General features: G+C 65.8%; 21 protein-coding genes. 19 read left to right on the top strand and 2 right to left on the bottom strand.

The window, feature by feature from the left end; translation table 11 throughout:
* Window positions 1-6 precede the first annotated feature (6 nt).
* The 18 genes from QFZ47_RS26595 (at window position 7) to QFZ47_RS26510 (ending at window position 20,889) form a co-directional block, all read left to right on the top strand.
* Window positions 7-1,236 (top strand): branched-chain amino acid ABC transporter substrate-binding protein, encoded by a 1,230-nt coding sequence (locus QFZ47_RS26595; protein ID WP_307658488.1) that lies wholly within the window; start codon window positions 7-9, stop codon window positions 1,234-1,236.
* 199 nt (window positions 1,237-1,435) lie between these two features.
* Complete coding sequence (locus QFZ47_RS26590; RefSeq protein ID WP_307658487.1) at window positions 1,436-2,674, top strand: branched-chain amino acid ABC transporter substrate-binding protein; 1,239 nt, start codon at window positions 1,436-1,438, stop codon at window positions 2,672-2,674.
* 82 nt (window positions 2,675-2,756) lie between these two features.
* Entirely contained in the window at window positions 2,757-3,710 is a 954-nt protein-coding gene (locus QFZ47_RS26585; protein WP_307658486.1) for a branched-chain amino acid ABC transporter permease, read from the top strand.
* A 4-nt stretch (window positions 3,711-3,714) separates the two neighbouring features.
* On the top strand, window positions 3,715-5,025 hold the full coding sequence (locus QFZ47_RS26580) for a branched-chain amino acid ABC transporter permease (RefSeq protein WP_307658485.1): 1,311 nt from the start codon (window positions 3,715-3,717) through the stop codon (window positions 5,023-5,025).
* The gene (locus QFZ47_RS26575) at window positions 5,025-5,801 is read left to right on the top strand and encodes an ABC transporter ATP-binding protein (protein ID WP_307658484.1); all 777 of its coding nucleotides are present in this window, start codon (window positions 5,025-5,027) and stop codon (window positions 5,799-5,801) included. Before QFZ47_RS26580 ends, QFZ47_RS26575 begins: the two co-directional genes overlap by 1 nt.
* Before the next feature lie 349 nt (window positions 5,802-6,150).
* Window positions 6,151-6,846, top strand: coding sequence for an ABC transporter ATP-binding protein (locus QFZ47_RS26570; protein WP_307658483.1), 696 nt, complete (start codon window positions 6,151-6,153; stop codon window positions 6,844-6,846).
* Window positions 6,847-6,998: 152 nt separating this feature from the next.
* On the top strand, window positions 6,999-9,104 hold the full coding sequence (locus QFZ47_RS26565; protein ID WP_307658482.1) for a 3-hydroxyacyl-CoA dehydrogenase NAD-binding domain-containing protein: 2,106 nt from the start codon (window positions 6,999-7,001) through the stop codon (window positions 9,102-9,104).
* A gap of 23 nt (window positions 9,105-9,127) precedes the next feature.
* On the top strand, window positions 9,128-10,603 hold the full coding sequence (locus tag QFZ47_RS26560; protein WP_307658481.1) for a M20 family peptidase: 1,476 nt from the start codon (window positions 9,128-9,130) through the stop codon (window positions 10,601-10,603).
* 43 nt (window positions 10,604-10,646) lie between these two features.
* The gene (locus QFZ47_RS26555; protein ID WP_307658480.1) at window positions 10,647-11,822 is read left to right on the top strand and encodes an acetyl-CoA C-acyltransferase; all 1,176 of its coding nucleotides are present in this window, start codon (window positions 10,647-10,649) and stop codon (window positions 11,820-11,822) included.
* 178 nt (window positions 11,823-12,000) lie between these two features.
* Window positions 12,001-13,908, top strand: a complete 1,908-nt coding sequence (locus QFZ47_RS26550) for an acyl-CoA dehydrogenase (RefSeq protein ID WP_307658479.1) — start codon at window positions 12,001-12,003, stop codon at window positions 13,906-13,908.
* A 2-nt stretch (window positions 13,909-13,910) separates the two neighbouring features.
* Complete coding sequence (locus tag QFZ47_RS26545) at window positions 13,911-14,147, top strand: hypothetical protein (RefSeq protein WP_307658478.1); 237 nt, start codon at window positions 13,911-13,913, stop codon at window positions 14,145-14,147.
* Between the two features lie 16 nt (window positions 14,148-14,163).
* Entirely contained in the window at window positions 14,164-14,466 is a 303-nt protein-coding gene (locus QFZ47_RS26540; protein ID WP_307658477.1) for a Dabb family protein, read from the top strand.
* Window positions 14,467-14,498: 32 nt separating this feature from the next.
* Window positions 14,499-15,293 (top strand): SDR family oxidoreductase, encoded by a 795-nt coding sequence (locus QFZ47_RS26535; RefSeq protein WP_307658476.1) that lies wholly within the window; start codon window positions 14,499-14,501, stop codon window positions 15,291-15,293.
* A gap of 406 nt (window positions 15,294-15,699) precedes the next feature.
* Window positions 15,700-16,164 (top strand): PaaI family thioesterase, encoded by a 465-nt coding sequence (locus QFZ47_RS26530; RefSeq protein ID WP_307658475.1) that lies wholly within the window; start codon window positions 15,700-15,702, stop codon window positions 16,162-16,164.
* A gap of 29 nt (window positions 16,165-16,193) precedes the next feature.
* Window positions 16,194-17,210 carry an NADP-dependent oxidoreductase gene (locus QFZ47_RS26525; RefSeq protein ID WP_307658474.1) on the top strand — a complete coding sequence of 339 codons (1,017 nt, stop codon included), beginning with the start codon at window positions 16,194-16,196 and terminating at the stop codon, window positions 17,208-17,210.
* 41 nt (window positions 17,211-17,251) lie between these two features.
* Window positions 17,252-18,898 carry an isovaleryl-CoA dehydrogenase gene (locus QFZ47_RS26520; RefSeq protein ID WP_307658473.1) on the top strand — a complete coding sequence of 549 codons (1,647 nt, stop codon included), beginning with the start codon at window positions 17,252-17,254 and terminating at the stop codon, window positions 18,896-18,898.
* A 39-nt stretch (window positions 18,899-18,937) separates the two neighbouring features.
* The gene (locus tag QFZ47_RS26515; protein ID WP_307658472.1) at window positions 18,938-19,876 is read left to right on the top strand and encodes a glutathione S-transferase family protein; all 939 of its coding nucleotides are present in this window, start codon (window positions 18,938-18,940) and stop codon (window positions 19,874-19,876) included.
* A gap of 107 nt (window positions 19,877-19,983) precedes the next feature.
* Window positions 19,984-20,889 carry an SDR family oxidoreductase gene (locus QFZ47_RS26510; protein WP_307658471.1) on the top strand — a complete coding sequence of 302 codons (906 nt, stop codon included), beginning with the start codon at window positions 19,984-19,986 and terminating at the stop codon, window positions 20,887-20,889.
* Window positions 20,890-21,206: 317 nt separating this feature from the next.
* Here QFZ47_RS26510 and QFZ47_RS26505 read toward each other — a convergent pair whose 3' ends face one another.
* The gene (locus tag QFZ47_RS26505; RefSeq protein WP_307658469.1) at window positions 21,207-22,133 is read right to left on the bottom strand and encodes a LysR substrate-binding domain-containing protein; all 927 of its coding nucleotides are present in this window, start codon (window positions 22,131-22,133) and stop codon (window positions 21,207-21,209) included.
* A gap of 100 nt (window positions 22,134-22,233) precedes the next feature.
* Between QFZ47_RS26505 and QFZ47_RS26500 the strand changes: the two genes are divergently transcribed.
* The gene (locus tag QFZ47_RS26500; protein ID WP_307658468.1) at window positions 22,234-22,953 is read left to right on the top strand and encodes an FMN-dependent NADH-azoreductase; all 720 of its coding nucleotides are present in this window, start codon (window positions 22,234-22,236) and stop codon (window positions 22,951-22,953) included.
* Here the strand turns inward: QFZ47_RS26500 and QFZ47_RS26495 are convergent.
* Complete coding sequence (locus tag QFZ47_RS26495) at window positions 22,920-23,951, bottom strand: aldo/keto reductase (RefSeq protein WP_307658467.1); 1,032 nt, start codon at window positions 23,949-23,951, stop codon at window positions 22,920-22,922. The genes QFZ47_RS26500 and QFZ47_RS26495 overlap by 34 nt on opposite strands.
* Window positions 23,952-23,981 lie beyond the last annotated feature (30 nt).

Below are 23,981 nucleotides of genomic sequence, written 5' to 3'. Positions count from 1 at the left end.
TTCTTCATGCAATTTGCCATCAAGTCAGCAGCCGCCTGTGCCATGTGGGTCGGCATGGCGGCCGCACTCGCCCAGAAGGGCGAGACCGTCAAAGTGGCCTGGCTCGATCCGCTGTCGGGCCTGATGGCGGCGGTAGGAACCAACCAGCTCAAGACCACGCAGTTCCTGGCTGAAGAGTTCAACAAGAAGAATGCCTCGGGCGTGAAGTTCGAGATCATCGCCATCGACAACAAGCTCAGCCCGCAGGAAACCACCGCCGCGCTGCGCTCCGCGCAGGACCAGGGCGCGCGCTACATCCTGCAGGGCAACGGCTCCGGCCCCGCGCTCGCGATCATCGACGCCGTCGAGAAGAACAACGCGCGCAATCCGGGCAAGGAGCTGCTGTACATGAACTACGCGGCCGTCGATCCGGACCTCACCAACAGCAAGTGCAGCTACTGGCATTTCCGCCTCGACGCCGACACCTCCATGAAGATGGAGGCGCTGACCACCTGGATGAAGGACCAGCCCGACATCAAGAAGGTCTACATCCTGGGCCAGAACTACGCGCACGGCGTGCAGGTGTCCAAGTTCGCGAAGGAAGACCTGAAGGCCAAGCGCCCCGACATCCAGATCGTCGGCGACGACCTGCATCCGCTCGCGCAGGTGCGCGACTTCTCGCCCTACGTCGCCAAGATCAAGGCCTCGGGCGCCGACACCGTCATCACCGGCAACTGGGGCTCCGACCTGTCGCTGCTCATCAAGGCGGCCAACGACTCGGGCCTGAACGTCAAGTTCCTGACCTACTATGCGCCGGGCGCCGGCACGCCCACCGCCATGGGCGCCACCTCCGAGGGCAAGGTCTACACCGTGGCCTATGCCCACTACAACATGGGCGGCGAGATCCAGCGGCTTCTCGCCGGCTACAAGAAGAAGATGAACGACGACCTGACGCAGGCCTCCATCTATCACGCGTTCGCGCTGCTCGATACCGCCTTCGCGCAGACCAGGTCGACCGACCCGGTCAAGGTGGCCGCGGCGCTCGAAGGCATGAAGATCAAGAGCTTCAACGGCGAGGTCGAGGTGCGCAAGGCCGACCACCAGCTGCAGCAGGGCCTGTACATCGCGCGCTGGGAAAAGGCCAGCGCCAAGTACCCCTACGACGCCGAGAACACCGGCTACACGAATGTCCCCGTGAAGTACTACGAGTCGTATGTGGCGAGCACGCCCACCACCTGCCAGATGAAGCGCCCCTGAGCATCCATGTGAGCGCGTTTCCTACCCGCCGGTAGCAGCTGCCTACCGGCCGGTAGCAGCTTGGAGAAATGCAGTGTCGCCTGCGCGATAGAAACGGGCCTTTGCGGCCGTCCCCTCCGGGCATTCCCTGAGGGGTGGGCCTGCAAACGCTTGTACTCTCGTGCGGCATTTGAACCGGTTTGACCAGGAGAAATAGATCGTGAAGTTCGCTCTGAAAATCGCTACCGCATCCATCCTTGCAGCGAGCGCCGCCGGCGCCCTGGCCCAGAAGGGCGAAACCGTGAAGATCGCCTGGCTCGATCCGCTGTCGGGCCTGATGGCCGCCGTCGGCACCAACCAGCTCAAGACCTTCCAGTTCCTGGCCGAAGAGTTCAACAAGAAGAACGCGGCCGGCGTGAAGTTCGAGGTCATCGCCATCGACAACAAGTTGAGCCCGCAGGAAACCACCAGCGCGCTGCGCTCGGCCATGGACCAGGGCGCGCGCTACGTGGTGCAGGGCAACGGCTCCGGCCCGGCACTGGCCATCATCGATGCGCTCGAGAAGCACAACGCCCGCAACCCCGGCAAGGAAGTGCTCTACATCAACTACGCGGCCGTGGACCCCGACCTGACCAACAGCAAGTGCAGCTACTGGCACTTCCGGCTCGACGCGGACACCTCCATGAAGATGGAAGCGCTGACGGCCTTCATGAAGGACCAGCCGGAAATCAAGAAGGTCTACCTGCTCAACCAGAACTACTCGCATGGCCAGCAGGTGTCCAAGTTCGCCAAGCAGAACCTCAAGGACAAGCGCCCCGACATCGAGATCGTCGGCGACGACTTGCATCCGCTCGCGCAGGTGCGCGACTTCTCGCCCTACATCGCCAAGATCAAGGCCTCGGGCGCCGATTCGGTCATCACCGGCAACTGGGGCTCCGACCTCGCGCTGCTCATCAAGTCGGCCAACGACTCGGGCCTGAACGTCAAGTTCTACACCTACTACGCCGTGACCAACGGCACGCCCACCGCCATGGGTGCGGCCTCGGACGGCAAGGTGTACCAGGTGGGCTACAGCCACTACAACGCGCCCGGCCCGGTGCAGCCGCTGATGAACGAGTTCAAGAAGAAGTTCAACGACGACATGTACACCACCGACATCTACACGGTGTATGCCATGCTCAGCGAAGCCTTCGTGCGCACCAAGTCGACCGAGCCCGTCAAGGTGGCGGCCGCCATGGAAGGCATGAAGTTCAAAAGCTTCAACGGCGATGTCGAGATGCGCAAGTCGGACCACCAGCTGCAGCAGGGCCTGTGGATCACGCGCTGGCAGAAGGCTGATGCCAAGAACCCCTACAGCCCGGAGAACACCGGCTACACGCTGGCGCCCGTCAAGTTCTACGAGGCCTACGTTGCGAGCACGCCCACGTCGTGCCAGATGAAGCGGCCCAACAATTCGTGATCGCCTGATCGCGCGCCGAGCGGTCCAGGCCCGACTTCAACACTCGGGCCTTTTTTCTTTTTTTACCTGACACGAAAGACCGATGAACGTCGAATTCTTCGTCATCTCGCTGCTCAACGGCGTCAGCTACGGGCTGCTGCTGTTCATGCTGAGCTCCGGCCTCACGCTGATCTTCAGCATGATGGGCGTGCTCAACTTCGCGCATGCCAGCTTCTACATGCTGGGTGCCTACATCGCCTACACGCTCTCGGGCATCATCGGCTTCTGGCCCGCGCTTTTCATTGCGCCGCTGCTGGTGGGCCTCCTGGGCGCGGCCTTCGAGCGCTACAGCCTGCGCCGGGTCCACAAGTTCGGCCACGTGCCCGAACTGCTGGTGACCTTCGGCCTTTCGTACCTGATTCTCGAACTGGTGCAGCTCGCCTGGGGGCGCTCGACCGTGCCCTACGGCCTGCCGCCGCAATTGCAAGGCCCGCTGTTCTCGCTGTACGGCACGCAGTTTCCCAAGTCGCGCTCGTTCATCATGCTGGTGGCGGTGCTGATGCTCATCTCGGTGTGGCTGCTGCTCACGCGCACGCGCATCGGCCTGGTGATCCAGGCGGCGCTCAAGCACCCCGACATGGTCGAGGCGCTGGGGCACAACGTGCCGCGCATCTTCATGCTGGTGTTCGGTGGCGGTGCCGCGCTCGCGGGCCTTGCGGGCGTGGTGGGCGGCAACACCTATGTCACCGAACCCGCCATGGCGGCCTCGGTGGGCTCGATCATCTTCGTGGTGGTGGTGGTCGGCGGCATGGGCTCGCTGGCCGGCGCGTTCCTGGCGTCGCTGCTGATCGGCATCATCCAGACCTTTGCGGTGGCCATGGACCAGTCGTTTGCCGGCGGCCTGCAGATGCTGGGCGTCACGGTGACCGACCAGACCTTCGGCTACGAGCTGCTCAAGCTCACGATCTCGCAGGTCGCGCCGATCCTGCCGTACCTGTTCCTGGTGCTGATCCTCATCTTCAGGCCCAAGGGCCTGCTCGGCACCCGGGAGGACTGAAGCCATGACAACAGCCACAACAACCACGCAGTACTACCGCTTCAAGCCCTGGAACATCGGACGCTTCTTGATCTGGTCGCTGTTCGCGATTGCGCTGATCGTCTCGCCGCTGCTGTTCAAGAGCAGCCTGGCGCTCACCATGCTCTCGCAGATGGGCTACCTGATCATCATCTGCCTGAGCTACAACATCCTGCTGGGGCAGGGCGGCATGCTGAGCTTCGGCCATGCCGTGTATGTCGGGCTCGGCTCGTTCCTTGCCATCCACGCGATGAACATGGGCGCCAAGGGCGGGCTGCAGATTCCGCTGGTGGCCATTCCCCTGGTGGGCGGCCTGGCCGGCATGTTCTTTGCCATCCTGCTGGGCTTTGTCACGACGAAGAAATCGGGCACCACCTTCGCGATGATCACCATGGGCATCGGCGAACTGGTGGCCTCGATGGCGCTGATGTTCCCGAGCTTCTTCGGGGGCGAGGGCGGCATCACCACCGACCGCGTGTACGGCCCGACCTTCTTCGGCTTCAACTTCGGCTCGCAGATCCAGGTGTACTACCTGATCGCCGCCTACTGCTTCGTCTGCACCGCGCTCATGTATGCCTTCACCGGCACGCCGCTCGGCCGCATGCTGAACGCGGTGCGCGACAACCCGGAGCGCGTGGAGTTCATCGGCTACAACACGCAGCGCGTGCGCTATTTCGCGTTCATCATTGCGGGCTTCTTCGCCGGCATTGGCGGCGGGTTGGCGTCGATCAACTTCGAGATCGTGAACGCGGCCGACAGCCTGAGCGCCATCCGCTCGGGCGGCTACCTGCTGTTCACCTTCCTGGGCGGGGCGGTGTTCTTCTTCGGGCCGATCATCGGCGCGGTGCTGCTGGTGTTCGCCTCGATCCTGCTGTCCGAACTCTCCAAGGCCTGGCAGCTCTATTTCGGCCTGGTGTTCGTGTTCATGGTGATGTTCGCGCCCGGCGGCATCGCCAGCCTGGTGATGATGAACCTGCGGGTTGCCAAGTTCGGCAAGTTCGACCGCTTCTGGCTGCTGTACATCGCGCTGGCTGTGGCGCTGGTGCCGGTGGTGGTGGGCGCGGCCGCGCTGATCGAGATGATCTATCACATCCAGCTCAACTCGGCGCTCGGGCCCAACCTGAACTTCTTCGGCGTGACGCTCGACACCTCGGGCACGGCAAGCTGGCTCGGCGCCGCCGCCATCCTGGCCGTGGGCGTGGCTGCACTCGAGGTAGCGCGGCGCCGCTTCGTGCGTGTCTGGGGCCAGGCGCAGGAAGAGATCGAAGCAGAAATCAAGCGCCGGGAGGCTGCGTAATGAGCGCGCAATACGCATTGGAAATGAAGGCGCTGCGCAAGAATTTCGGCAAGACCGAGATCATCCGCGGCGTGGACCTGGCCGTGAAGGCCGGGGAGCGCGTGGCGATCATCGGCCCCAACGGGGCGGGCAAGTCGACGCTGTTCAACCTGATCAGCGGGCGGCTCGCACCCACCAGCGGCGAGGTGCTGCTGAACGGCCAGCGCATCGACGGCAAGAAGCCCTACGAGATCAACCGGCTGGGCCTGTCGCGCAGTTTCCAGATCACCAACATCTTCCCGAAGCTCAGCGTGTTCGAGAACCTGCGCTGCGGCGTGCTGTGGAGCCTGGGCTACCGCTACACCTTCCTGCGCTTTCTCTCGAACCTGGACGACGCCAACGCGCGCACCGAAGAGCTCATCAAGCAGATCGGCCTGCAGCGCAAGCGCGACGTGCACGCGGTGAACCTCACCTATGCGGAGCAGCGTGCGCTGGAGATCGGCGTGACCATTGCCGGCGGTGCGGGCGTCATTCTTCTGGACGAGCCCACGGCGGGCATGAGCAAGACCGAGACGGCGCACTTCATCTCGCTCATCAAACACGTCACGGTCGGCAAGACGCTGCTGACAGTCGAGCACGACATGGGCGTGGTCTTCGGGCTGGCCGACAAGATCGCGGTGGTGGTGTATGGCGAGGTCATCGCCTTCGACACGCCGGCGGCGGTTCGCGCCAATGCGCGGGTGCAGGAGGCCTATCTGGGGTCTTCGGTCGCAGACGCGCAGGGGGCGGGGCACTGATGACAATCTGCTTTTCTTTGCGCCGCGTTGTGGGTCATTCAGGGCGCGCTCCCGCCGACGGGGTACCTTGCTCCGCGAATGTCCCCCGGCCTGCGGCCTCCTCCTTGATTTCGCTGCGCAAGGCACCCCATCAGCGGGATCGTTATGCAGAGCGGTCGTTGATCGGCTGTACACCAGCAGCGTGCCCAGGTGCACAGGGCATCGGGTGCTCCCCGCAGCGAAATCAAGGAGGAGCCGAAGGCGGGGGACATTCGCGGAGGGGAGTACCCGGTGGCCTGTGCACGCGCCCTGAACAAGAGCGCCCGAACACAAGCAACCCGCAACAACAACGCGCCGCGAAACAACTGACATGCTGAAGCTTCACGACATCCACGCCTACTACGGCAAGAGCCATGTGCTGCATGGCGTTTCCTTCAACGTCGGCGCGGGCGAAATCGTCGCGCTGCTGGGCCGCAATGGCTCGGGGCGCTCGACCACCGCCAAGGCCATCATGGGCCTGGTGCATGCCGAGGGCACGCTGCGCTGGAAGGACCAGGACATCCTGCGCCGGAAGGCCTACGAGATCGCGCACCTGGGCATCGGCTACGTGCCCGAGAACCGCGACATCTTTCCCAAGCTCACGGTGCACCAGAACCTGCTGCTGGGCCAGAAAGGCTCGGGCAAGGGAAGCCGCTGGCAGTTCGACGACATGTACGCCATGTTCCCGCGCCTGAAGGAACGCCAGCACACCGAGGCCGGCGTGCTCTCGGGCGGCGAGCAGCAGATGCTCACGCTGTGCCGCACCCTCATGGGCGACCCCGACCTGATCATGATCGACGAGCCGACCGAAGGCCTCGCGCCCAAGATCGTCGAACTGGTGGGGCAGTACCTGAAGACGCTCAAGGACAAGGGCATCTCGGTGCTGCTGATCGAGCAGAAGCTGACCATCGCGATGCAGATCTCCGACCGCGCGCTCGTCATGGGCCATGGCAGCATCGTGTTCGATGGCACCCCCGACAGCCTGCGCGCCGACGCCGCCACCCGCAAAGAGTGGCTAGAGGTCTGAAGAAGCCCTCCAGGGATTCGGGCCGCGCCCCGGATCCTCTTGTCCCGACAGCGACTGCGTGCCATTGTTGCGCCGCGCCAAACGCCTAGAATCCCTCGAAAAAGAACACTCGTGCTTTTTCTTCTTTTTCTTCACACACCAAGGAACGCAGCATGACGGCTGAATACAAAGTGCTCGGCGATGTCGCCGTGATCACACTGGCCAACCCTCCGGTCAACGGCCTCGGTTTCTCGACCCGCATCGGCATCACCGATGGGCTCGCAAAGGCCAATGCCGATGATGCCGTCAAGGCCATCGTCATCACCGGCGCCGGCAAGGCGTTCTCGGGCGGCGCGGACATCAAGGAATTCGGCACGCCCAAGGCGCTGCAGGAGCCCAACCTGCTGAGCGTGATCCTCGCGCTCGAGGCTTCGCCGAAGCCGATCGTCGCGGCGATCCATTCGGTGTGCATGGGCGGCGGCCTCGAGCTGGCGCTCGGTTGCCACTACCGCGTGGCGGCTCCCGGCACCAGCATTGCGCTGCCCGAGGTCAAGCTGGGCCTGATTCCCGGCGCCGGCGGCACGCAGCGCCTGCCGCGCGTGCTGGGCGTGGAAACCGCGCTCAACATGATCGTGAGCGGCGAGCCCGTCAAGAGCGAACTGCTGGCCGGCCTGCCGGGCCAGAAGCTGTTCGACCAGCTCGCGGCTTCGCCCGAATCGGTGTTCGAGGAAGCCGTTGCATTCGCCAAGAGCGTCGCGGGCAAGAGCGGCGACGCATTGCCGCTGGTGCGCAACCTGCCCTGCAAGCACCCGCAGGGCGATGCCTACTTCCAGTTCGCGAGGAACATGGTGGGCGGCATGTCGAAGAACTATCCGGCGCCGCTCAAGTGCGTCGATGCGGTGCAGGCTGCCACGCGGATGAAGTTCGATGAAGGCATGGCCGAAGAGCGCCGGATCTTCACCGCGCTGATGTTCACGCCCGAATCGCTGGCGCTGCGCCACCTGTTCATGGCCGAGCGCGCGGCCTCGAAGATTCCCGACGTGCCCGACGACACGCCCAAGCGCGAGATCAAGTCGGTGGGCGTGATCGGCGCCGGTACCATGGGCGGCGGCATCTCGATGAACTTCCTGAATGCGGGCATCCCCGTGAAGATTCTCGAGATGAAGCAGGAAGCGCTCGACCGCGGCATTGCCACCATCAAGAAGAACTACGAATCCCAGGTCAAGAAGGGCAAGCTCAAGCAAGACAAGTACGAGCAGCGCATGGCGCTCCTGAGCACCACGCTGAGCTACGACGACCTGAAGGACGCCGACCTGATCATCGAAGCCGTGTTCGAGGAACTCGGCGTCAAGGAAAAGGTGTTCAAGGAACTCGACCGCGTGGCAAAGAAGGGCGCGATCCTGGCTTCCAACACCTCGACGCTCGACGTCGACAAGATCGCCTCGTTCACCGACCGCCCGCAGGACGTGGTCGGCATGCACTTCTTCAGCCCGGCCAACGTGATGAAGCTGCTCGAAGTGGTGCGCGGCAAAGCAACAGCCAAGGACGTTCTGGCCACGGTCATGGACATTGGCAAGAAGATCAAGAAGACGGCCGTGGTCTCGGGCGTGTGCGACGGCTTCATCGGCAACCGCATGATCGAGCAGTACTCGCGCCAGGCGGGCTTTTTGCTCGACGAGGGCGCCACGCCGCAGCAGGTCGACAGGGCGATCGAGAAGTTCGGCTTTGCCATGGGCCCGTTCCGCATGGGCGACCTGGCCGGCAACGACATCGGCTGGGCGATCCGCAAGCGGCGCGCCATCGAGCATCCCAACATGAAGTACAGCCGCACGGCCGACAAGCTCTGCGAACTGGGCCGCTTCGGCCAGAAGACCGGGGCAGGGTGGTACGACTACCAGGCTGGCAAGCGCGACGCGATTCCATCGGAACTCGTCAACAAGATGATCGAGGACCATCGCAAGGAACTGGGCATCACGCCGCGCAAGATTTCCGACGAAGAGATCGTGCAGCGCCTGGTGTACGCCCTGGTGAACGAAGGCGCGCACATCCTGGAGGACGGCATTGCCTCGAAGTCGGGCGACATCGACATGGTGTACCTCACCGGCTATGGCTTCCCGATCTGGCGCGGCGGCCCGATGCACTACGCATCGCAGGTCGGCCTGTACAACGTGGCCGAAACCATGAAGCGCTTTGCACGCAACCCGCGCGACGATGCCGAGTTCTGGCAGCCCGCGCCGCTGATCCAGAAGCTGGTGGCAGAAGGCAAGCAGTTCAGCTGATCGCGAAGGGACTCCGGCCGCCCATGTTGAAACGCATCTTTCTCGGGCTGCTGCTGGTGCTTGTGGCACTGGTGGCGGCCGTGGCGGCCAAGACCTGGACCACGCCATCGCAGCAGCTGGCAGTGGCGCCCGCACCCAAGCTGGACATCGACCTGCAGGCGGCCGCGAAGCGGCTGTCCACGGCGATCACGTTCCGCACGGTGTCGGCCCTGGACGATCCGGCCGCCAACGCGGCCGAGTTCGACAAGCTGCATGCCTACCTCGAACAGCAGTACCCGAAGGTCCACGCCATCCTCAAGAAGGAAGTCGTGGGCAACAAGGCGCTGCTCTACACATGGGCCGGCAGCGATCCTTCCGCCAAGCCTGTCGCGCTGATGGCGCACCAGGACATGGTGCCGATCGCCCCGGGCACCGAAAAGGCCTGGACAGTCGATCCCTTCGCAGGCGAGATCAAGGACGGCTTCGTCTGGGGCCGCGGCACGCTCGACAACAAGAGCAACCTGTTCGCGCAGATGGAAGCCGTCGAGCGGCTGGTCGCGAGCGGCTTCCAGCCGAGGCAGACCGTCTACCTCGTGATGGGCGACGACGAAGAGGTGAGCGGCCTGCGCGGTGCGCTGCCCATTGCCGAACTGCTCAAGTCGCGCAATGTGCGCCTCGACTGGGTGCTCGACGAAGGCCTGCTGGTGCTCGACGGCGTGCTGCCCGGCCTGTCGAAGCCCGCGGCGCTGATCGGCCTGGCCGAGAAGGGCTACGGCACCTTCTTTCTTTCGCTCGACACCGCCCCCGGCCATTCGTCGATGCCGCCGCAACACAGCGCCATCGGCAGCATGAGCGCGGCGCTTGCGCGGCTCGAAGCCACGCCGATGCCCGGTGGCATCCGCGGCGTGGCCGCGCAGATGTTCGGCGCGCTCGCGCCCGAGATGAGCGGGGTGAACCGCGTGATGCTCTCCAACCTGTGGCTCACCGAACCGCTGGTGCGCGGCCAACTCGAAAAAAGCCCGAGCAGCAACGCGATGCTGCGTACGACCACGGCGCTCACCATCGTGCGCGCCGGCAACAAGGACAACGTGCTGCCCGGCCGCGCCGAGGCTGCGGTCAACTTCCGCATCCTGCCGGGTGACACCATTGACGGCGTGGAAGCGCACCTGCGCAAGAGCCTTGGCAACGACGAGATCAAGATCAAGCGCTATCCCGGCAACTCGGAGCCGTCGCCCGTGTCGCCGACCGACAGCACGGGCTATCGCGCGATCCAGCAGGCGGTGCGCCAGTCGTTCCCCGACGTGGTTGTCGCGCCCGGCCTCATGACGGCTGCCACCGATTCGCGCCACTTCAGCCTCGTGAGCGACGCGGTCTACCGCTTCTCGCCGCTGCGCATGAAGGGCGAGGACCTTGCGCGCTTCCATGGCAACAACGAGCGCGTCTCCATCGCCAACTACGGCGAGATGATCGGCTTCTATCACCAGCTCCTGCGCAACGGCAACGCTGCGCCGGCGCAATGACGACCACAACCCTCTTTCCCTTCCATCTTCAAAGGACCTCACCATGACCAGCGCCGTCATCGTTTCCACCGCCCGCACGCCGCTCGCGAAGAGCTGGAAGGGTGCCTTCAACATGACGCACGGCGCCACGCTCGGCGGCCACGCGGTGCAGCACGCCATCTCGCGCGCCGGCATCGAAGCCGCCGAAGTCGACGACGTCATCATGGGCTGCGCCACGCCCGAAGGCGCCACCGGCTCCAACATCGCGCGCCAGATCGCACTGCGCGCCGGCTGTCCCGTCACCACCTCGGGCATGACGATCAACCGCTTCTGCTCCTCGGGCCTGCAGACCATTGCCACCGCCGCGCAGCGCATCATTGCGGGCGAGGGCGAGGTCTACGTGGCCGGCGGCGTCGAGAGCATCTCGTGTGTGCAGAACGAAGCCAACAAGCACATGCTGGCCGACCCCTGGCTCGTGAAGCACAAGCCCGAGATCTACTGGAACATGCTGCAGACGGCCGAGCAGGTGGCCAAGCGCTACAACATCGGCCGCGACGCCATGGACGAATACGGCGCCGCCAGCCAGCAGAAGGCCACCGCCGCGTTGGAAGCCGGCCGCTTCAAGGAAGAGATCGCACCGATCACCGTGCTGGCCGGCGTGGCCGACCCGGTGATGGGCCTGCGCACCAAGGAAGTCACGGTCGAGAACGACGAGGGCATCCGTGCCGGCACCACCAAGGAAGGCATCAGCGGCATCCGCCCGGCACTGCCCGGCGGCCTCATTTCGGCCGGCAATGCCAGCCAGTTCTCCGACGGCGGCGGCGCGTGCGTGGTGGTCGACGAGAAATACGCGCAGCAGAAGGGCCTGAAGCCGCTCGGCCGCTTCCTCGGCTTTGCCGTGGCCGGCTGCGAGCCCGACGAAATGGGCATCGGCCCGGTCTTCGCGATTCCGAAGGTGCTCAAGCGCCTGGGCCTCACGGTCAACGACATCGACCTGTGGGAACTGAACGAAGCCTTTGCCGTGCAGGTGATCTACTGCCGCGACAAGCTCGGCATTCCGGGCGACCGCCTGAACGTGGACGGCGGCGCCATCGCCGTGGGCCACCCCTACGGCGTGAGCGGCCAGCGCCTGACGGGTCACGCGCTCATCGAAGGCAAGCGCCGCGGCGCGAAGAAGGTGCTGGTCACGATGTGCATTGGCGGCGGCATGGGTGCTGCGGGCGTGTTCGAGGTACTTTGACTCTCCCCCAGTCTGCGGCGCACTGCCACACTGCGTATTGCCTCCGCCAATCCCCTTCCGGGGGCAACACCGGCGGCCCGGCAAAGCCGGTTCCGCGGTGTTTCACGAACGGGCCTGGCTTCGCCGGCCGACGAGCGCGACCGGTCGAAGTCGGTAGCCTCAACATCAAGATCCGATCATGAGCCTGCGTCCCACCCTCGACTTCCTGCTTTACGACTGGCTCGACGCCGAATCGCTCAACCAGCGCGAGCGCTTCGCCGACCATTCGCGCGAAACCTTCGATGCGGTGCTCGACACCTGCGAGCGCATTGCGCGCGAAAAATACGCGCCGGCCAATCGCATCGTCGACACGCAGGAGCCGCATTTCGACGGCGAGAAGGTTGTGCTGCCGCAGGCCACGCATGACGCGCACAAAGCATTCGTCGAATCGGGAATGATGTGTGCGGCGCAGGACTACGAGATCGGCGGCATGCAGCTGCCCTACACGCTGCAGGCCGCGGCCAACAGCTTCTTCGCGATGGCCTCGGTGAGCATCGGCTCGAACATGCTCACCAGCGGCAACGCCAACCTGCTGATGGTGCACGGCACCCAGATGCAGAAAGAGGTGTTCGCCAAGAACGAGTTCTCGGGCCGCTGGGCGGGCACCATGTGCCTGTCCGAGCCGCAGGCCGGCTCCTCGCTGAGCGATGTGGCCACGCGCGCCGTGCCCGATGGCGCCGACTACCAGAGCGATCCGCTCGGGCCGCGCTATCGGCTCACTGGCAACAAGATGTGGATCTCGGCGGGCGACCATGAGCTGACCGAGAACATCGTGCACATCGTGCTCGCGAAGATTCCGGACGAGAACGGCAAGCTGGTGCCGGGCACGCGCGGCATCTCGCTGTTCATCGTGCCGAAGTGGCTGGTGAATGTGGAGAACCCTCACTCCGGCCCTTTCCCGCAAGCGGGAGAGGGGGAGGTCGGCAGTGTGAAGGTCACGCTGGGCAGCAGGAACGACGTGGCGCTCGCGGGCCTCAACCACAAGCTGGGCTGGCGCGGCACCACCAACACGCTCTTGAACTTCGGCGAGGGCAAGTACCCGGTCGGCGGCAAGGCAGGGGCGGTGGGCTACCTGGTCGGCGAGCCTGGCAAGGGGCTGCACTGCATGTTCCACATGATGAACGAGGCGCGCATCGGCGTGGGCACGGCGGCCACCATGCTGGGCATGGCCGGCTACCACGCCTCGCTCGAGTATGCGAAGACCCGGCCGCAGGGCCGGCTCGTGAAGAAGCCGCAGACGGCCGGCACGGCGGGCGTGAAGGACTCGGCCAGCCCGCAGGTGCGCATCATCGAGCACGCCGACGTGCGCCGCATGCTGCTGGCGCAGAAGGCGTACTGCGAGGGCGCGCTGGCGCTGGAGCTGTACTGCGCCCGGCTGGTCGACGAGCAGAAGACCGGCGACGCAGAGGCCGCCGACGACGCGCGCCTGCTGCTGGAGGTGCTCACGCCCGTTGCCAAGAGCTGGCCGAGCGAGTGGTGCCTGGAGGCCAATTCGCTGGCCATCCAGGTGCACGGCGGCTACGGCTACACGCGCGATTTTCCGGTGGAGCAGTACTGGCGCGACAACCGCCTGAACATGATCCACGAGGGCACGCACGGCATCCAGGCGGCCGATCTGCTGGGCCGCAAGGTGCTGATGGAAAAGGGCCGCGGCCTGCAGCTGCTGGGCGGGCGCATCGCCGAAACCATCGGCCACGCCGCCCGGGTGCCCGCGCTCGCGGCGCATGCCAGGGTGCTGGAGGCCGCATTGCAGCGCATCGGCAGTGCCACCGAAGCCGCCTGGTCCACCGGCGACCCGGTCGACGCGCTGGCCAACGCCGTGCCCTACATGCAGGCCTTCGGCCACACCGTGCTGGCCTGGATCTGGCTGGACGTGGCGCGGCGCGCGCTTGAGATCGATGCGGACAAGGCGAGGGCGGTAACAGCTGGCAAGATAGGCGCCACGGACTACTTCTTCCACTACGAGCTGCCGAAAATCGGTGCCTGGCTCAACGTGGTCGAGAGCCGCGACCCCACCTGTACAGCATTGCCCGAGGACGCTTTTTGACAATGGCCAACGCCGCCCCCAACAACCCGCCCAACCCCGTCAAGCCGCCGAAGCCGCATGCGCGGCTCGAGAAGTGGATCTGGATCCTGATCTATGGCGGCCTGTTTCTCGTGATTCTCGGCATTGCCACGGGCCGCACCGAGCCGGCGCTCGGCTGGTCGATGGCCGTGCCCGGCGGCGTGGTCGCCCTCGTGGGCTTCGTGCTCATCTACGTGCGCTCGCGTCTCGACGACAAATAACAGGGAAAGGCAGACCATGCTCAAGCACATCGTGATGTGGAAGTTCAAGGAACACGCCGAGGGCGCCGACAAGGCGACCAACCTGCTGAAGGCCAAGGCCCTGCTCGATGCCTGCGCCAAACTGTCGCCCGGCACGCTGCGTTTCGAGGTGGCCATTGCCCAACCCGGGCTCGAAGCCACCTACGACCTGGTCCTGTATTCGGAATTCACCGACGCGGCCGCGCTCGCGGCCTATGCGGAGCATCCGCAGCACGTGGCGCTGAAACCTTTCATCGGCGCGGTGCGCGAAGCGCGCCAGTGCATGGACTACATCGCCTGAACATCCAACCAGAACAACAACGGAGACATCCCATGACCGCCCGCACCATCCAAAAGCTGTTCGATCTCACGGGCAAGACCGCCCTCATCACCGGCGGCTCGCGCGGGCTGGGCCTGCAGATGGCGCATGCGCTCGGCGAGGCCGGCGCGAAGATCATGCTGAGTTCGCGCAAGGCCGAAGACCTGGAGCAGGCCGCAGCCGAGCTGCAGTCCGCCGGCATCGACGCACGCTGGATCGCGGCCGACTGCTCGAAGGAAGAAGACACGCGCCGCCTGGCCGACGAGACGCTGCAGCGCATGGGCGCAATCGACATCCTGGTCAACAACGCGGGCGCCAGCTGGGGCGCGCCGGCCGAGAGCCATCCGGTCGAGGCCTGGGACAAGGTGATGAACCTCAACGTGCGCGGCTACTTCATCCTGTCGCAGCATGTCGCCAACGGCTACATGATTCCGAAGAAGACGGGCCGCATCATCAACATCGCCTCGATCGCGGGCCTCAACGGCAATCCGCCCGAAATGCAGACGCTGGCCTACAACACCTCGAAGACGGCGGTGATCGGCTTCACGCGCACGCTGGCTGCCGAATGGGGCAAGTACAACATCAACGTGAACGCGATCTGCCCGGGCTTCTTCATGACCAAGATGGCGGCCGGGCTGATCAAGTCGCTGGGCGAGGAAAAGATGGCCTCGCATGCGCCGCTCGGGCGCCTGGGCGACGAGGAAGACCTGAAGGGGCTCACGCTGCTGTACGCGAGCGATGCCGGCAAGCACATCACCGGCCAGTGGCTGGCGGTGGACGGCGGTGTGAGCGTGGTGCTTGGGGCCTGAATGAGGCCTTGCGTTTTGATTCGTCGCATCGTATTTGACGTGCGCTATTCAGGGCGCGATCCCGCCGACGGGGTACCTTGCTCCGCGAATGTCCTCCGGCCTGCGGCCTCCCCCTTGATTTCGCTGCGCAAGGCACCCCATCAGCGGGATCGTTATGCAGAGCGGTCGTTGATCAGCTGTGCACCCAGAGCGTGCCCTGGTGCACAGGGCATCGGGTGCTCCCCGCAGCGAAATCAAGGAGGAGGCCGAAGGCCGGGGGACATTCGCGGAGGGGAGTACCCGGTGGCCTGTGCACACGCCCTGAACAACGGCGCCCTGAACAAAAGTGCCTCGAACAAGAAGCACCCCGGACAAAAGCACCTCAAATAGCAGCATCCCGAAACACAGAACGCAGAGAAAAACTGAGATGTCTTCTACCGATTCCAACGACATCAACATCCGCTCGTACACGAGCCAGATTCCGTTCGCGCGCCACCTGGGCTTCGAGCTCACGAAGTTCGAGGGCGGCGAGTCCGAAATCATCTACACCGCCAAGCCCGAACACCTCAACACCTTCGACGTGACGCACGGCGGCGCCTGCATGACGCTGCTCGACATCGCCATGGCGGCTGCCGCGCGCAGCGTGGCGCCCGAGACGGGCGTGGTCACCATCGAGATGAAGACCAGCTTCATGCAGCCTTCGGTCGGACCGCTGCATGCGCGCGGCACGCTGATCCACCGCACCGCGACGCTGGCTTTCACCGAAGCCAGGATCTACGACGAACAGGAGCGCGTGTGCGCGCATGCCACCGGCACCTTCAAGTACGTGAAGCGCCGGCTGCCTACAGGGCCCGCCAGCGCCAATGCGATGCGGCCGCCCTCTACAGACTGACCGACCGACCCAATTCCCAGGAGCTCCACATGCCCATCAACAAACAGATCCATCTCGACAACCGCCCCGATGGCGAAGCCGTTGCCGGCAACTTCAAGCTCGTGACCGCCGAGACGCCCGCGCTCAAGGACAACCAGGTGCTGGTGCGCCACCACTACATGAGCCTTGACCCCTACATGCGCGGACGCATGAACGATTCCAAGAGCTACGCCCAGCCGCAGCCCCTGGGCCAGGTCATGCAGGGCGGCACGGCCGGCGAAGTGGTGGAAAGCAAGCATCCCAAGTACGCCGTCGGCGACAAGGTGGTGGGCTTCGGCGGCTGGCAGGAATACAGCGTGGTCGATGCCTCGCAGCCCGGCGCGCTCAAGAAGGTCGACACCACGCAGGTGCCGCTGTCGCACTACCTCGGCGCGGTCGGCATGCCGGGCGTCACGGCCTGGTACGGGCTGGTGAAGATCATTGCGCCGAAGGCCGGCGAGACGATGGTCGTCACGGCCGCCAGCGGCGCCGTCGGCAGCGCCTTTGGTGCACTGGCCAAGGCGCGCGGCTGCCGCGTGGTCGGCATTGCGGGCGGGCCGGACAAGTGCAGGTACGTGACCGACGAGCTTGGCTTCGACGCCTGCATCGACTACCGCCAGCACCCCGACGTCAAGAGCATGAACGCCGCGCTCAAGGAAGCCTGCCCTAACGGCATCGACGGCTACTTCGAGAACGTGGGCGGCTACATCTTCGACGCCGTGCTGCTGCGCGCCAATGCCTTTGCGCGCGTGGCCTTGTGCGGAATGATCGCGGGCTACGACGGGCAGCCGCTGCCGCTTGCGAATCCGGCGCTGATCCTCATCAACCGCATGAAGATCGAAGGCTTCATCGTGAGCGAGCACATGGAAGTGTGGCCCGAGGCGCTGGCCGAGCTCGGTGCGCTGGTGGCCACCGGCAAGCTCAGGCCGCGCGAGTCGGTGGCGCAAGGCATCGAGGCTGCCCCTGAGGCCTTCCTGGGTTTGCTCAAGGGCAGGAATTTTGGCAAGCAACTCGTCAAACTGATCTAGGCTTAAGCTCGCCTCTGGAACTGGTTCATCGGAGGTCCTGTATGAAGAATGCTGGAACGCACGAGGTGTTCAACCAGCCCGAGCCGCTGGTGGACTACAACCTGTTCGAAACCAACCGGCCCTTGCGCGATGCGTTGAAGTTCAATGCGCCTCAGCTCCAGGTGGCGCAGCTGCAAGAGCTGGGGGTCACCATCGGCTCGGCCGAGATGCAGGCGCATGCGCGGCTCGCCAACGTCCACCCGCCTGAACTGCACACGCACGACCGCTTCGGGCGGCGCACCGACGAGGTGGAGTTTCATCCGAGCTACCACATCCTCATGGCCGCCGCGGTAGGTGCGGGCCTGCACGGCACGCCCTGGACCGGTACCTCGGCCTCGCCGCATGTGCTGCGCGCGGCCGGCTTCATGCTCTTCACCGAGTTGGAGCCGTCGATCCTTTGCCCGGTCTCGATGACCTACGCGGCCACTCCTGCGCTGCGCGGCAATGCCGCCGTGTACGCCGACTGGGGCCCGAAGCTCGGCAGCCTCTGGTACGACCCGGCGCTTGCGTTGTTCAAGGACAAGCCCGGCGTGACCATGGGCATGGGCATGACCGAGAAGCAGGGCGGCTCCGACGTGCGCGCCAACACCACCAAGGCCGTGCGCGACGGCAGCGACGCCTGGGGCGAGCGCTACGCGATCACCGGTCACAAGTGGTTCTTCTCGGCACCGATGTGCGATGCCTTCCTCGTGCTGGCCCAGGCGCCGGCCGGGCTCAGCTGCTTCTTCCTGCCGCGCGTATTGCCCGACGGCACCCGCAACGCCATCCACATCCAGCGCCTGAAGGACAAGCTCGGCAACAAGGCCAACGCGAGCTCCGAGGTCGAGTTCCATGGCGCCAGCGCATGGCTCGTGGGCGAAGAGGGGCGCGGCATTCCGCAGATCCTCGAGATGGGCACCATGACCCGGCTCGACTGCGCGCTGGGCACCAGCGGCCTGATGCGGCAGGCATTGAGCATCGCGCTCAATCATGCGGCACAGCGCAAGGCCTTCGGCAAGCCGCTGATCGAGCAGCCGCTCATGAAGAACGTGCTGGCCGACCTCGCGCTCGAAAGCGAAGCCTCCACCGCGCTGGCCATCCGCCTCGCGCGCGCCTTCGACCATCAGGCCGACGAACACGAGCGCCTGATGGCGCGCCTGCTCACGCCGGTCGCCAAGTTCTGGATCTGCAAGCGCGGCAGCCACTTCGCGCAGGAAGCCATGGAATGCCTCGGCGGCAACGGCTATGTGGAAGAGGGCGGCGAAGGCATCATGGCCCGCATCTACCGCGAGATGCCGCTCAACTCCATCTGGGAAGGCGCCGGCAACATCATGGCGCTCGACCTGCTGCGCGGCCTGCGCAAGGGCGATGCGGTGGCGGCGCTCGCAAAAGAGCTGGCACCGGCGCGCGGCCAGCATGCGGCGCTCGACCGCCTGGCCGATGCGCTGCCGGCACGCATCGAGGCCATGGCCTCCGAGGCCGAGGCGCGCCGCCTGGCGCAGGACGTGGCCCTGGCGGTGCAGGCTGCATTGCTCGCGCAGACCGCGCCGCCGGCCGTCGCCGACGCCTTCTGCGCATCGCGCCTTGGCGGCGACTGGGGCAACGTGTTCGGCACACTGGGCGCGCGCACCGGTTTCGATTCGATCATCGAGCGCGCGCAGCCGCTCTGAACGCAACAGTCAAGCAAGCACTCCACGGGAAAACAGCACATGGCCGAACTCATCCTGCACCACTACAACACTTCGCCGTTCTCCGAGAAGGTGCGGCTCATCCTCGGCGCCAAGAAGCTGTCGTGGAAGTCCGTGCTCATCCCGGCCATCATGCCCAAGCCCGACGTGGAGATGCTCACCGGCGGCTACCGCAAGACGCCGTTCCTGCAGATCGGCGCCGACATGTACTGCGACAGTGCGCTGATCGCCGACGTGCTCGAGCACCTGGAGCCCGAAGCCACGCTCTACCCCGAGCCCGAGAAGGGCATGTCGCGCATCCTCGCGCAGTGGGCCGACACCACCTTGTTCTGGGCCGCCATGGCCTGGAGCATGCAGCCCCGGGGCGCGGCCGAACTGTTCGCCAAGGCGCCGCCCGAGGCCGCCAAGGCCTTCGGCGAAGACCGCGCGAAGATGAGCACGGGCAACATGACGCGGCTGCGGCCTGCCGACGCCACCAGCGCCTACAAGTCGTACCTGCGCCGCCTGTCCGACATGCTCGACGACAAGCCCTACCTGCTGGGCGAGGCGCCGTGCATTGCCGACTTTTCGGCCTACCACCCGCTCTGGTACACGCGCCGCATCGACTCGGTGCGCGGCATCCTCGACCTCACGCCCGCGGTGGTCGACTGGATGGACCGCATGGCTGCCATCGGCCATGGCACGACCGAGAAATTCAGCGCCGAGGAAGCCATTGCCATTGCCAAGGCCGCCACGCCGCACACGCTGCTGACCGACAGCACCTTCCAGGACGACCATGGCATTGCGCTGGGCAGCGCGGTCACGGTGCGTGCCGAGAGCTTCGGCCTCGAGGAAACGCCCGGCACGCTGGTGGCTGCCACACGCACGCACTACACGTTGGAGCGCAGCCACGAGCGCGTGGGCACGGTGCACGTGCACTTCCCGCGCATCGGCTACGTGTTGAAGAAAGCGGAGGCCTGAAGAAACGCGCCGGGGCGGGGCACCTTCGTGACTGCGCTGCAGCGCGTTCCGTATTTCAATGGTGCCTTCAACGTCAGAGACATTCAACGCAAGAAGGACACCGGCAAATGATTCAGGACTTCAAGGGCAAGACGGCCGTACTCACCGGCGCAGGCTCGGGCTTCGGCCTCGAGTGCGCGCGCATCGGCGCTGCGCGCGGCATGAACCTCGTGCTGGTCGACGTGCAGCAGGACGCGCTCGACAAGGCCCGCGCCGAGATGGAAGCCGCCGGCGTGCAGGTGCTGGCCCGCAAGGTTGACGTGTCGGACGCCGCCCAGATGGAGGCCCTGGCCGCCGCCGTGAAGGAACGCTTCGGCGCGCCGCACTTCGTGTTCAACAACGCCGGCGTGGGCGCGGGCGGCCTGGTGTGGGAAAACACCGTGGCCGACTGGGAATGGGTGCTCGGCGTCGACCTGTGGGGCGTGATCCATGGCGTGCGCCTGTTCACGCCGATGATGCTCGAGGCCGCCGCGAAGGACCCGGCCTATCGCGGCCACATCACCAACACCGCCAGCATGGCCGGGCTGCTCACGCCGCCCAACATGGGCATCTACAACGCCGCCAAGGCCGCGGTGGTGAGCCTGACGGAAACCCTTTACCAGGACCTCAACCTCGTCACCGACCAGATCGGCGCGAGCCTCCTGTGCCCGTACTTCGTGCCCACCGGCATCACCAGCAGCGAGCGCAACCGGCCGAATGCGCCCAAGGAAACCGAGCTCACCAAGAGCCAGCTCATTGGCCAGGCCATGAGCAACAAGGCGGTGAGCAGCGGCAAGATCACTGCGGCCGAGGTGGCGGCGAAGGTGTTCGATGCCATCAGCGACAACCAGTTCTACGTGTTCAGCCATCCGAAGGCGCTGGGCAATGTGCGTAGCCGCATGGAGAACATCGTGGCGGTCAAGAATCCGGCCGATCCGTTCCTCGAGCGGCCTGAGATCGGGCAGAAATTGCGGGAGCAGTTGCGCGCGGGCTGAGCTTTGTTCTTGGCGCTCTTGTTCAGGCGCGTGCACAGGCCACCGGGTACTCCCCTCCGCGAATGTCCCCCGGCCTTCGGCCTCCTCCTTGATTTCGCTGCGGGGAGCACCCGATGCCCTGTGCACCAGGGCACGCTGCTGGTGTATCGCTGATCAACGACTGCTCTGAAAATGATCTCGCTGATGGGGTGCCTTGCGCAGCGAAATAAAGGAGGAGCCGAAGGCGGGGGACATTCGCGGAGCAAGGTACCCCGTCGGCGGGATCGCGCCCTGAACAACAGCCGCCGGTCGGAAGCATTCGATCCAATGGGCAGGTTTCAGGCCTGCGCAGCCTGCGACTCAACCCACTCCCACACAGCACGCACGGCCGGCTCGCCTTCATGTCCGGCGGCCACCGCGAGAAAGTAGCTGCCCGTGTCGAGCGCCGGCCCGAAGGGCTGCACCAGCGCGCCGCTGCGCAGTTCCTCGGCTGCGAGCGTGAGGCTCAGGAGCGCCACGCCGTGGCCCGCGAGCGCGGCGAGGATGGCGTGGGTCTCGTCCGAGAACGACAGGCCCGCGGCCTTCATCGACCGGCCACGCGGCGGCGCAATGCCGGCTTGCTTGAACCAGCGCGGCCACAGCGCGGGCGCGGCGGCGCCGGGCTGCCAGTCGCAATGGATCAGCTGGTGCTTCGGCAGATCGCCCGCGCGCTTCAGGCCCAGCATCGGGCTGCACAGCGGCGCGTAGCGCTCGGGCATCAGCTCGCGCGATACCAGGCCCGGCCAGTTGCCGCTGCCCGACCGCACGGCAATGTCGGCGCCGCCGCGCGCCAGGTCGACCAGCGTGTCGCTGGCATGCAGCCGCAGCTCGATGCCCGGGCAGGCCTTGCGAAAGGCCGCCATCCGCGGCAATACCCAGCGGGCCGCGAAGGCGGTGTTGGTGGTGAGCGTGACGGCCTGCGAGGCCGGCGGCTGGCGCAGCCTTTCGACGCCGGCCTCGAGCGCGTCGAAGCCCGCGCGGAGGTCGTCGAACAGCCGCTCTCCGGCAGGCGTCAGCGCGAGCTGCCGCGTGAGCCGGCGAAACAGCGGCCGGCCCAGCGTGTCTTCGAGCGCGCGGACCTGATGGCTGATGGCCGAGGGCGTGACCGACAGTTCGAGCGCCGCGCGCTGGAAGCTCAGGTGTGCGGCCGCGGCTTCGAAGGCCCGCAGCGAGAGCAGGGGCGGCAGGCGCCGGGGGCGCCGCACGGATGAGCCAATCTCGTTCATCGATGGAGAAATGATCGTTTGTCGAAGGTTGCGTGTGTATCTAGATTCAAGACCTGCGCCGCCATTGTGGCAGTGCAAGACAGAACAGGACATTTCATCCATGAACACAATGAACCTTCTTCACATCGACGCCAGTGCCCGCCCGGGCCGCTCCGGCATCGATGCCCATGGCTCGCACACGCGCCGGCTGTCCGCGCGCTTCGTCGAGCGCTGGCGCGAGGCGCGGCCGAACGACCGCGTCGACTATCTCGACGTGGGCCAGCATCCGCCCGCGCATGTCGATGCCCGCTGGATCCATGCGGCCTTCACCATGCCCGCCGAGCGCGAACCCTGGATGGCCGACGCGCTGGCCGAGAGCGACCGGCTGGTCGACCAGCTTGTTGCCGCCGACCTGATCGTGGTGGGCCTGCCGATGTACAACTTCAGCGTGCCCGCGCAGTTCAAGGCCTGGATCGACAACATCGTGCGCGTGGGCCGAACCTTCGGCTTCGACCGTGCGCGCGGCGCGGTGCCGTACTGGCCGATGCTTGCCGATGCGGGCAAGCGCATGGTGCTGCTGGGCGCGCGCGGCGACCACGGCTACGATCCCGGCGGGCGCATCGCGCACCTGAACCATGCCGAGCGCACGGTGCGCTCGGTGTTCGGCTACATCGGCATCACCGAGGTGTTCGAGGCCGCGGTGGAATGCGACGAGTTCGGCGGCGAGCAGCTCGCAGAGTCGCTGCGGCAGGCGGAGCAGAAGGTCGACCGGCTGGCCGACCAGCTCGCCGCCGAGCCGCGGTCAGCTCACACCGCCACCGGGCTGCGTTCGGCGAACTGACCGTTCCAGTACGGGTAGTAAGGGTAGGGCGGCGTCACCGCGCTGGCCGCGTCGAGCCGCTGGATCTGGTCTGCGCCGAGCTGCCAGCCGAGCGCGCCGAGGTTCTGCCTGAGCTGCTCCTCGTTGCGCGCGCCGATCAGCACGCTCGACACGGTGGGCCGCTGCAGCAGCCAGTTGAGCGCGATCTGCGGCAGCGTCTTGCCGGTTTCCTCGGCCACCTGGTCCATCGCATCGATCACGCGGTACAGGCGCTCGTCCTCCACCGGCGGCGCGAAGCCGGCGGTTTCGTGCAGGCGGCTTCCGGCGGGCAGCGGCTGGCCGCGTCGCAGCTTGCCGGTCAGCCGGCCCCAGCCGAGCGGGCTCCAGACGATGGCGCCCAGGCCCTGGTCCAGGCCCAGCGGCATCAGTTCGAATTCGTAGTCGCGGCCGATCAGCGAGTAGTAGGTCTGGTTGGCCACGAAGCGCTGCAGCCCGAGCCGGTCGGAGGCCGAGAGCGACTTCATCAGTTGCCAGCCCGAGAAGTTCGAGGCGCCGATCAGCCGCACCTTGCCCGCGCGCACCAGGTCGTCGAGCGTGTCGAGCACCATCTCGACCGGCGTCATCGCGTCGAAGGCGTGCAGCTGGAGGATGTCGATGTAGTCGGTGCCCAGGCGCTTCAGCGCGGCATCGGTCGCGGCGATCAGGTGGTGGCGCGAGGCGCCGACATCGTTCGGCCCGTCGCCGGCGCGCAGCGAGAGCTTGGTCGAGATGATGGCCTTGTCGCGCCGGCCCTTGAGCGCGGCGCCGAGGATCGATTCCGAAGCACCGTTCGAATACACGTCGGCCGTGTCGAACAGCGTCACGCCGGCGTCCAGCGCCAGGTCGACGATGCTGCGCGCGCCCTCGACGTCGGTGTTGCCCCAGGCGCTGAAGAGCGGACCCTGTCCGCCGAAGGTGCCGGCACCGAAGCCGAGTGCGGGAACCTTGAAGCCGGAGCGGCCGAGAAAGCGTTGTTCCATGATGTCGTGTCTTTGTGGTCGTTGAAAAAA

This window comes from Variovorax paradoxus (assembly GCF_030815975.1).
Lineage (GTDB): Bacteria > Pseudomonadota > Gammaproteobacteria > Burkholderiales > Burkholderiaceae_C > Variovorax > Variovorax paradoxus_N.
The sequence above is the reverse complement of the archived record's forward strand: the minus strand, read 5'-3'. Positions and strand labels throughout refer to the sequence as shown.

Excerpts from the sequence above, each read along its gene's own strand:
- QFZ47_RS26580 (WP_307658485.1), top strand. The coding sequence starts at position 3,715 with ATGACAACAGCCACAACAACCACGCAGTACTACCGCTTCAAGCCCTGG.
- QFZ47_RS26520 (WP_307658473.1), top strand. The coding sequence starts at position 17,252 with ATGAAGAATGCTGGAACGCACGAGGTGTTCAACCAGCCCGAGCCGCTG.
- QFZ47_RS26565 (WP_307658482.1), top strand. The coding sequence starts at position 6,999 with ATGACGGCTGAATACAAAGTGCTCGGCGATGTCGCCGTGATCACACTG.
- QFZ47_RS26585 (WP_307658486.1), top strand. The coding sequence starts at position 2,757 with ATGAACGTCGAATTCTTCGTCATCTCGCTGCTCAACGGCGTCAGCTAC.
- QFZ47_RS26510 (WP_307658471.1), top strand. The coding sequence starts at position 19,984 with ATGATTCAGGACTTCAAGGGCAAGACGGCCGTACTCACCGGCGCAGGC.
- QFZ47_RS26530 (WP_307658475.1), top strand. The coding sequence starts at position 15,700 with ATGTCTTCTACCGATTCCAACGACATCAACATCCGCTCGTACACGAGC.
- QFZ47_RS26515 (WP_307658472.1), top strand. The coding sequence starts at position 18,938 with ATGGCCGAACTCATCCTGCACCACTACAACACTTCGCCGTTCTCCGAG.
- QFZ47_RS26495 (WP_307658467.1), bottom strand. The coding sequence starts at position 23,951 with ATGGAACAACGCTTTCTCGGCCGCTCCGGCTTCAAGGTTCCCGCACTC.
- QFZ47_RS26575 (WP_307658484.1), top strand. The coding sequence starts at position 5,025 with ATGAGCGCGCAATACGCATTGGAAATGAAGGCGCTGCGCAAGAATTTC.
- QFZ47_RS26525 (WP_307658474.1), top strand. The coding sequence starts at position 16,194 with ATGCCCATCAACAAACAGATCCATCTCGACAACCGCCCCGATGGCGAA.
- QFZ47_RS26540 (WP_307658477.1), top strand. The coding sequence starts at position 14,164 with ATGCTCAAGCACATCGTGATGTGGAAGTTCAAGGAACACGCCGAGGGC.
- QFZ47_RS26545 (WP_307658478.1), top strand. The coding sequence starts at position 13,911 with ATGGCCAACGCCGCCCCCAACAACCCGCCCAACCCCGTCAAGCCGCCG.
- QFZ47_RS26560 (WP_307658481.1), top strand. The coding sequence starts at position 9,128 with ATGTTGAAACGCATCTTTCTCGGGCTGCTGCTGGTGCTTGTGGCACTG.
- QFZ47_RS26570 (WP_307658483.1), top strand. The coding sequence starts at position 6,151 with ATGCTGAAGCTTCACGACATCCACGCCTACTACGGCAAGAGCCATGTG.
- QFZ47_RS26550 (WP_307658479.1), top strand. The coding sequence starts at position 12,001 with ATGAGCCTGCGTCCCACCCTCGACTTCCTGCTTTACGACTGGCTCGAC.
- QFZ47_RS26555 (WP_307658480.1), top strand. The coding sequence starts at position 10,647 with ATGACCAGCGCCGTCATCGTTTCCACCGCCCGCACGCCGCTCGCGAAG.
- QFZ47_RS26595 (WP_307658488.1), top strand. The coding sequence starts at position 7 with ATGCAATTTGCCATCAAGTCAGCAGCCGCCTGTGCCATGTGGGTCGGC.
- QFZ47_RS26500 (WP_307658468.1), top strand. The coding sequence starts at position 22,234 with ATGAACACAATGAACCTTCTTCACATCGACGCCAGTGCCCGCCCGGGC.
- QFZ47_RS26505 (WP_307658469.1), bottom strand. The coding sequence starts at position 22,133 with ATGAACGAGATTGGCTCATCCGTGCGGCGCCCCCGGCGCCTGCCGCCC.
- QFZ47_RS26535 (WP_307658476.1), top strand. The coding sequence starts at position 14,499 with ATGACCGCCCGCACCATCCAAAAGCTGTTCGATCTCACGGGCAAGACC.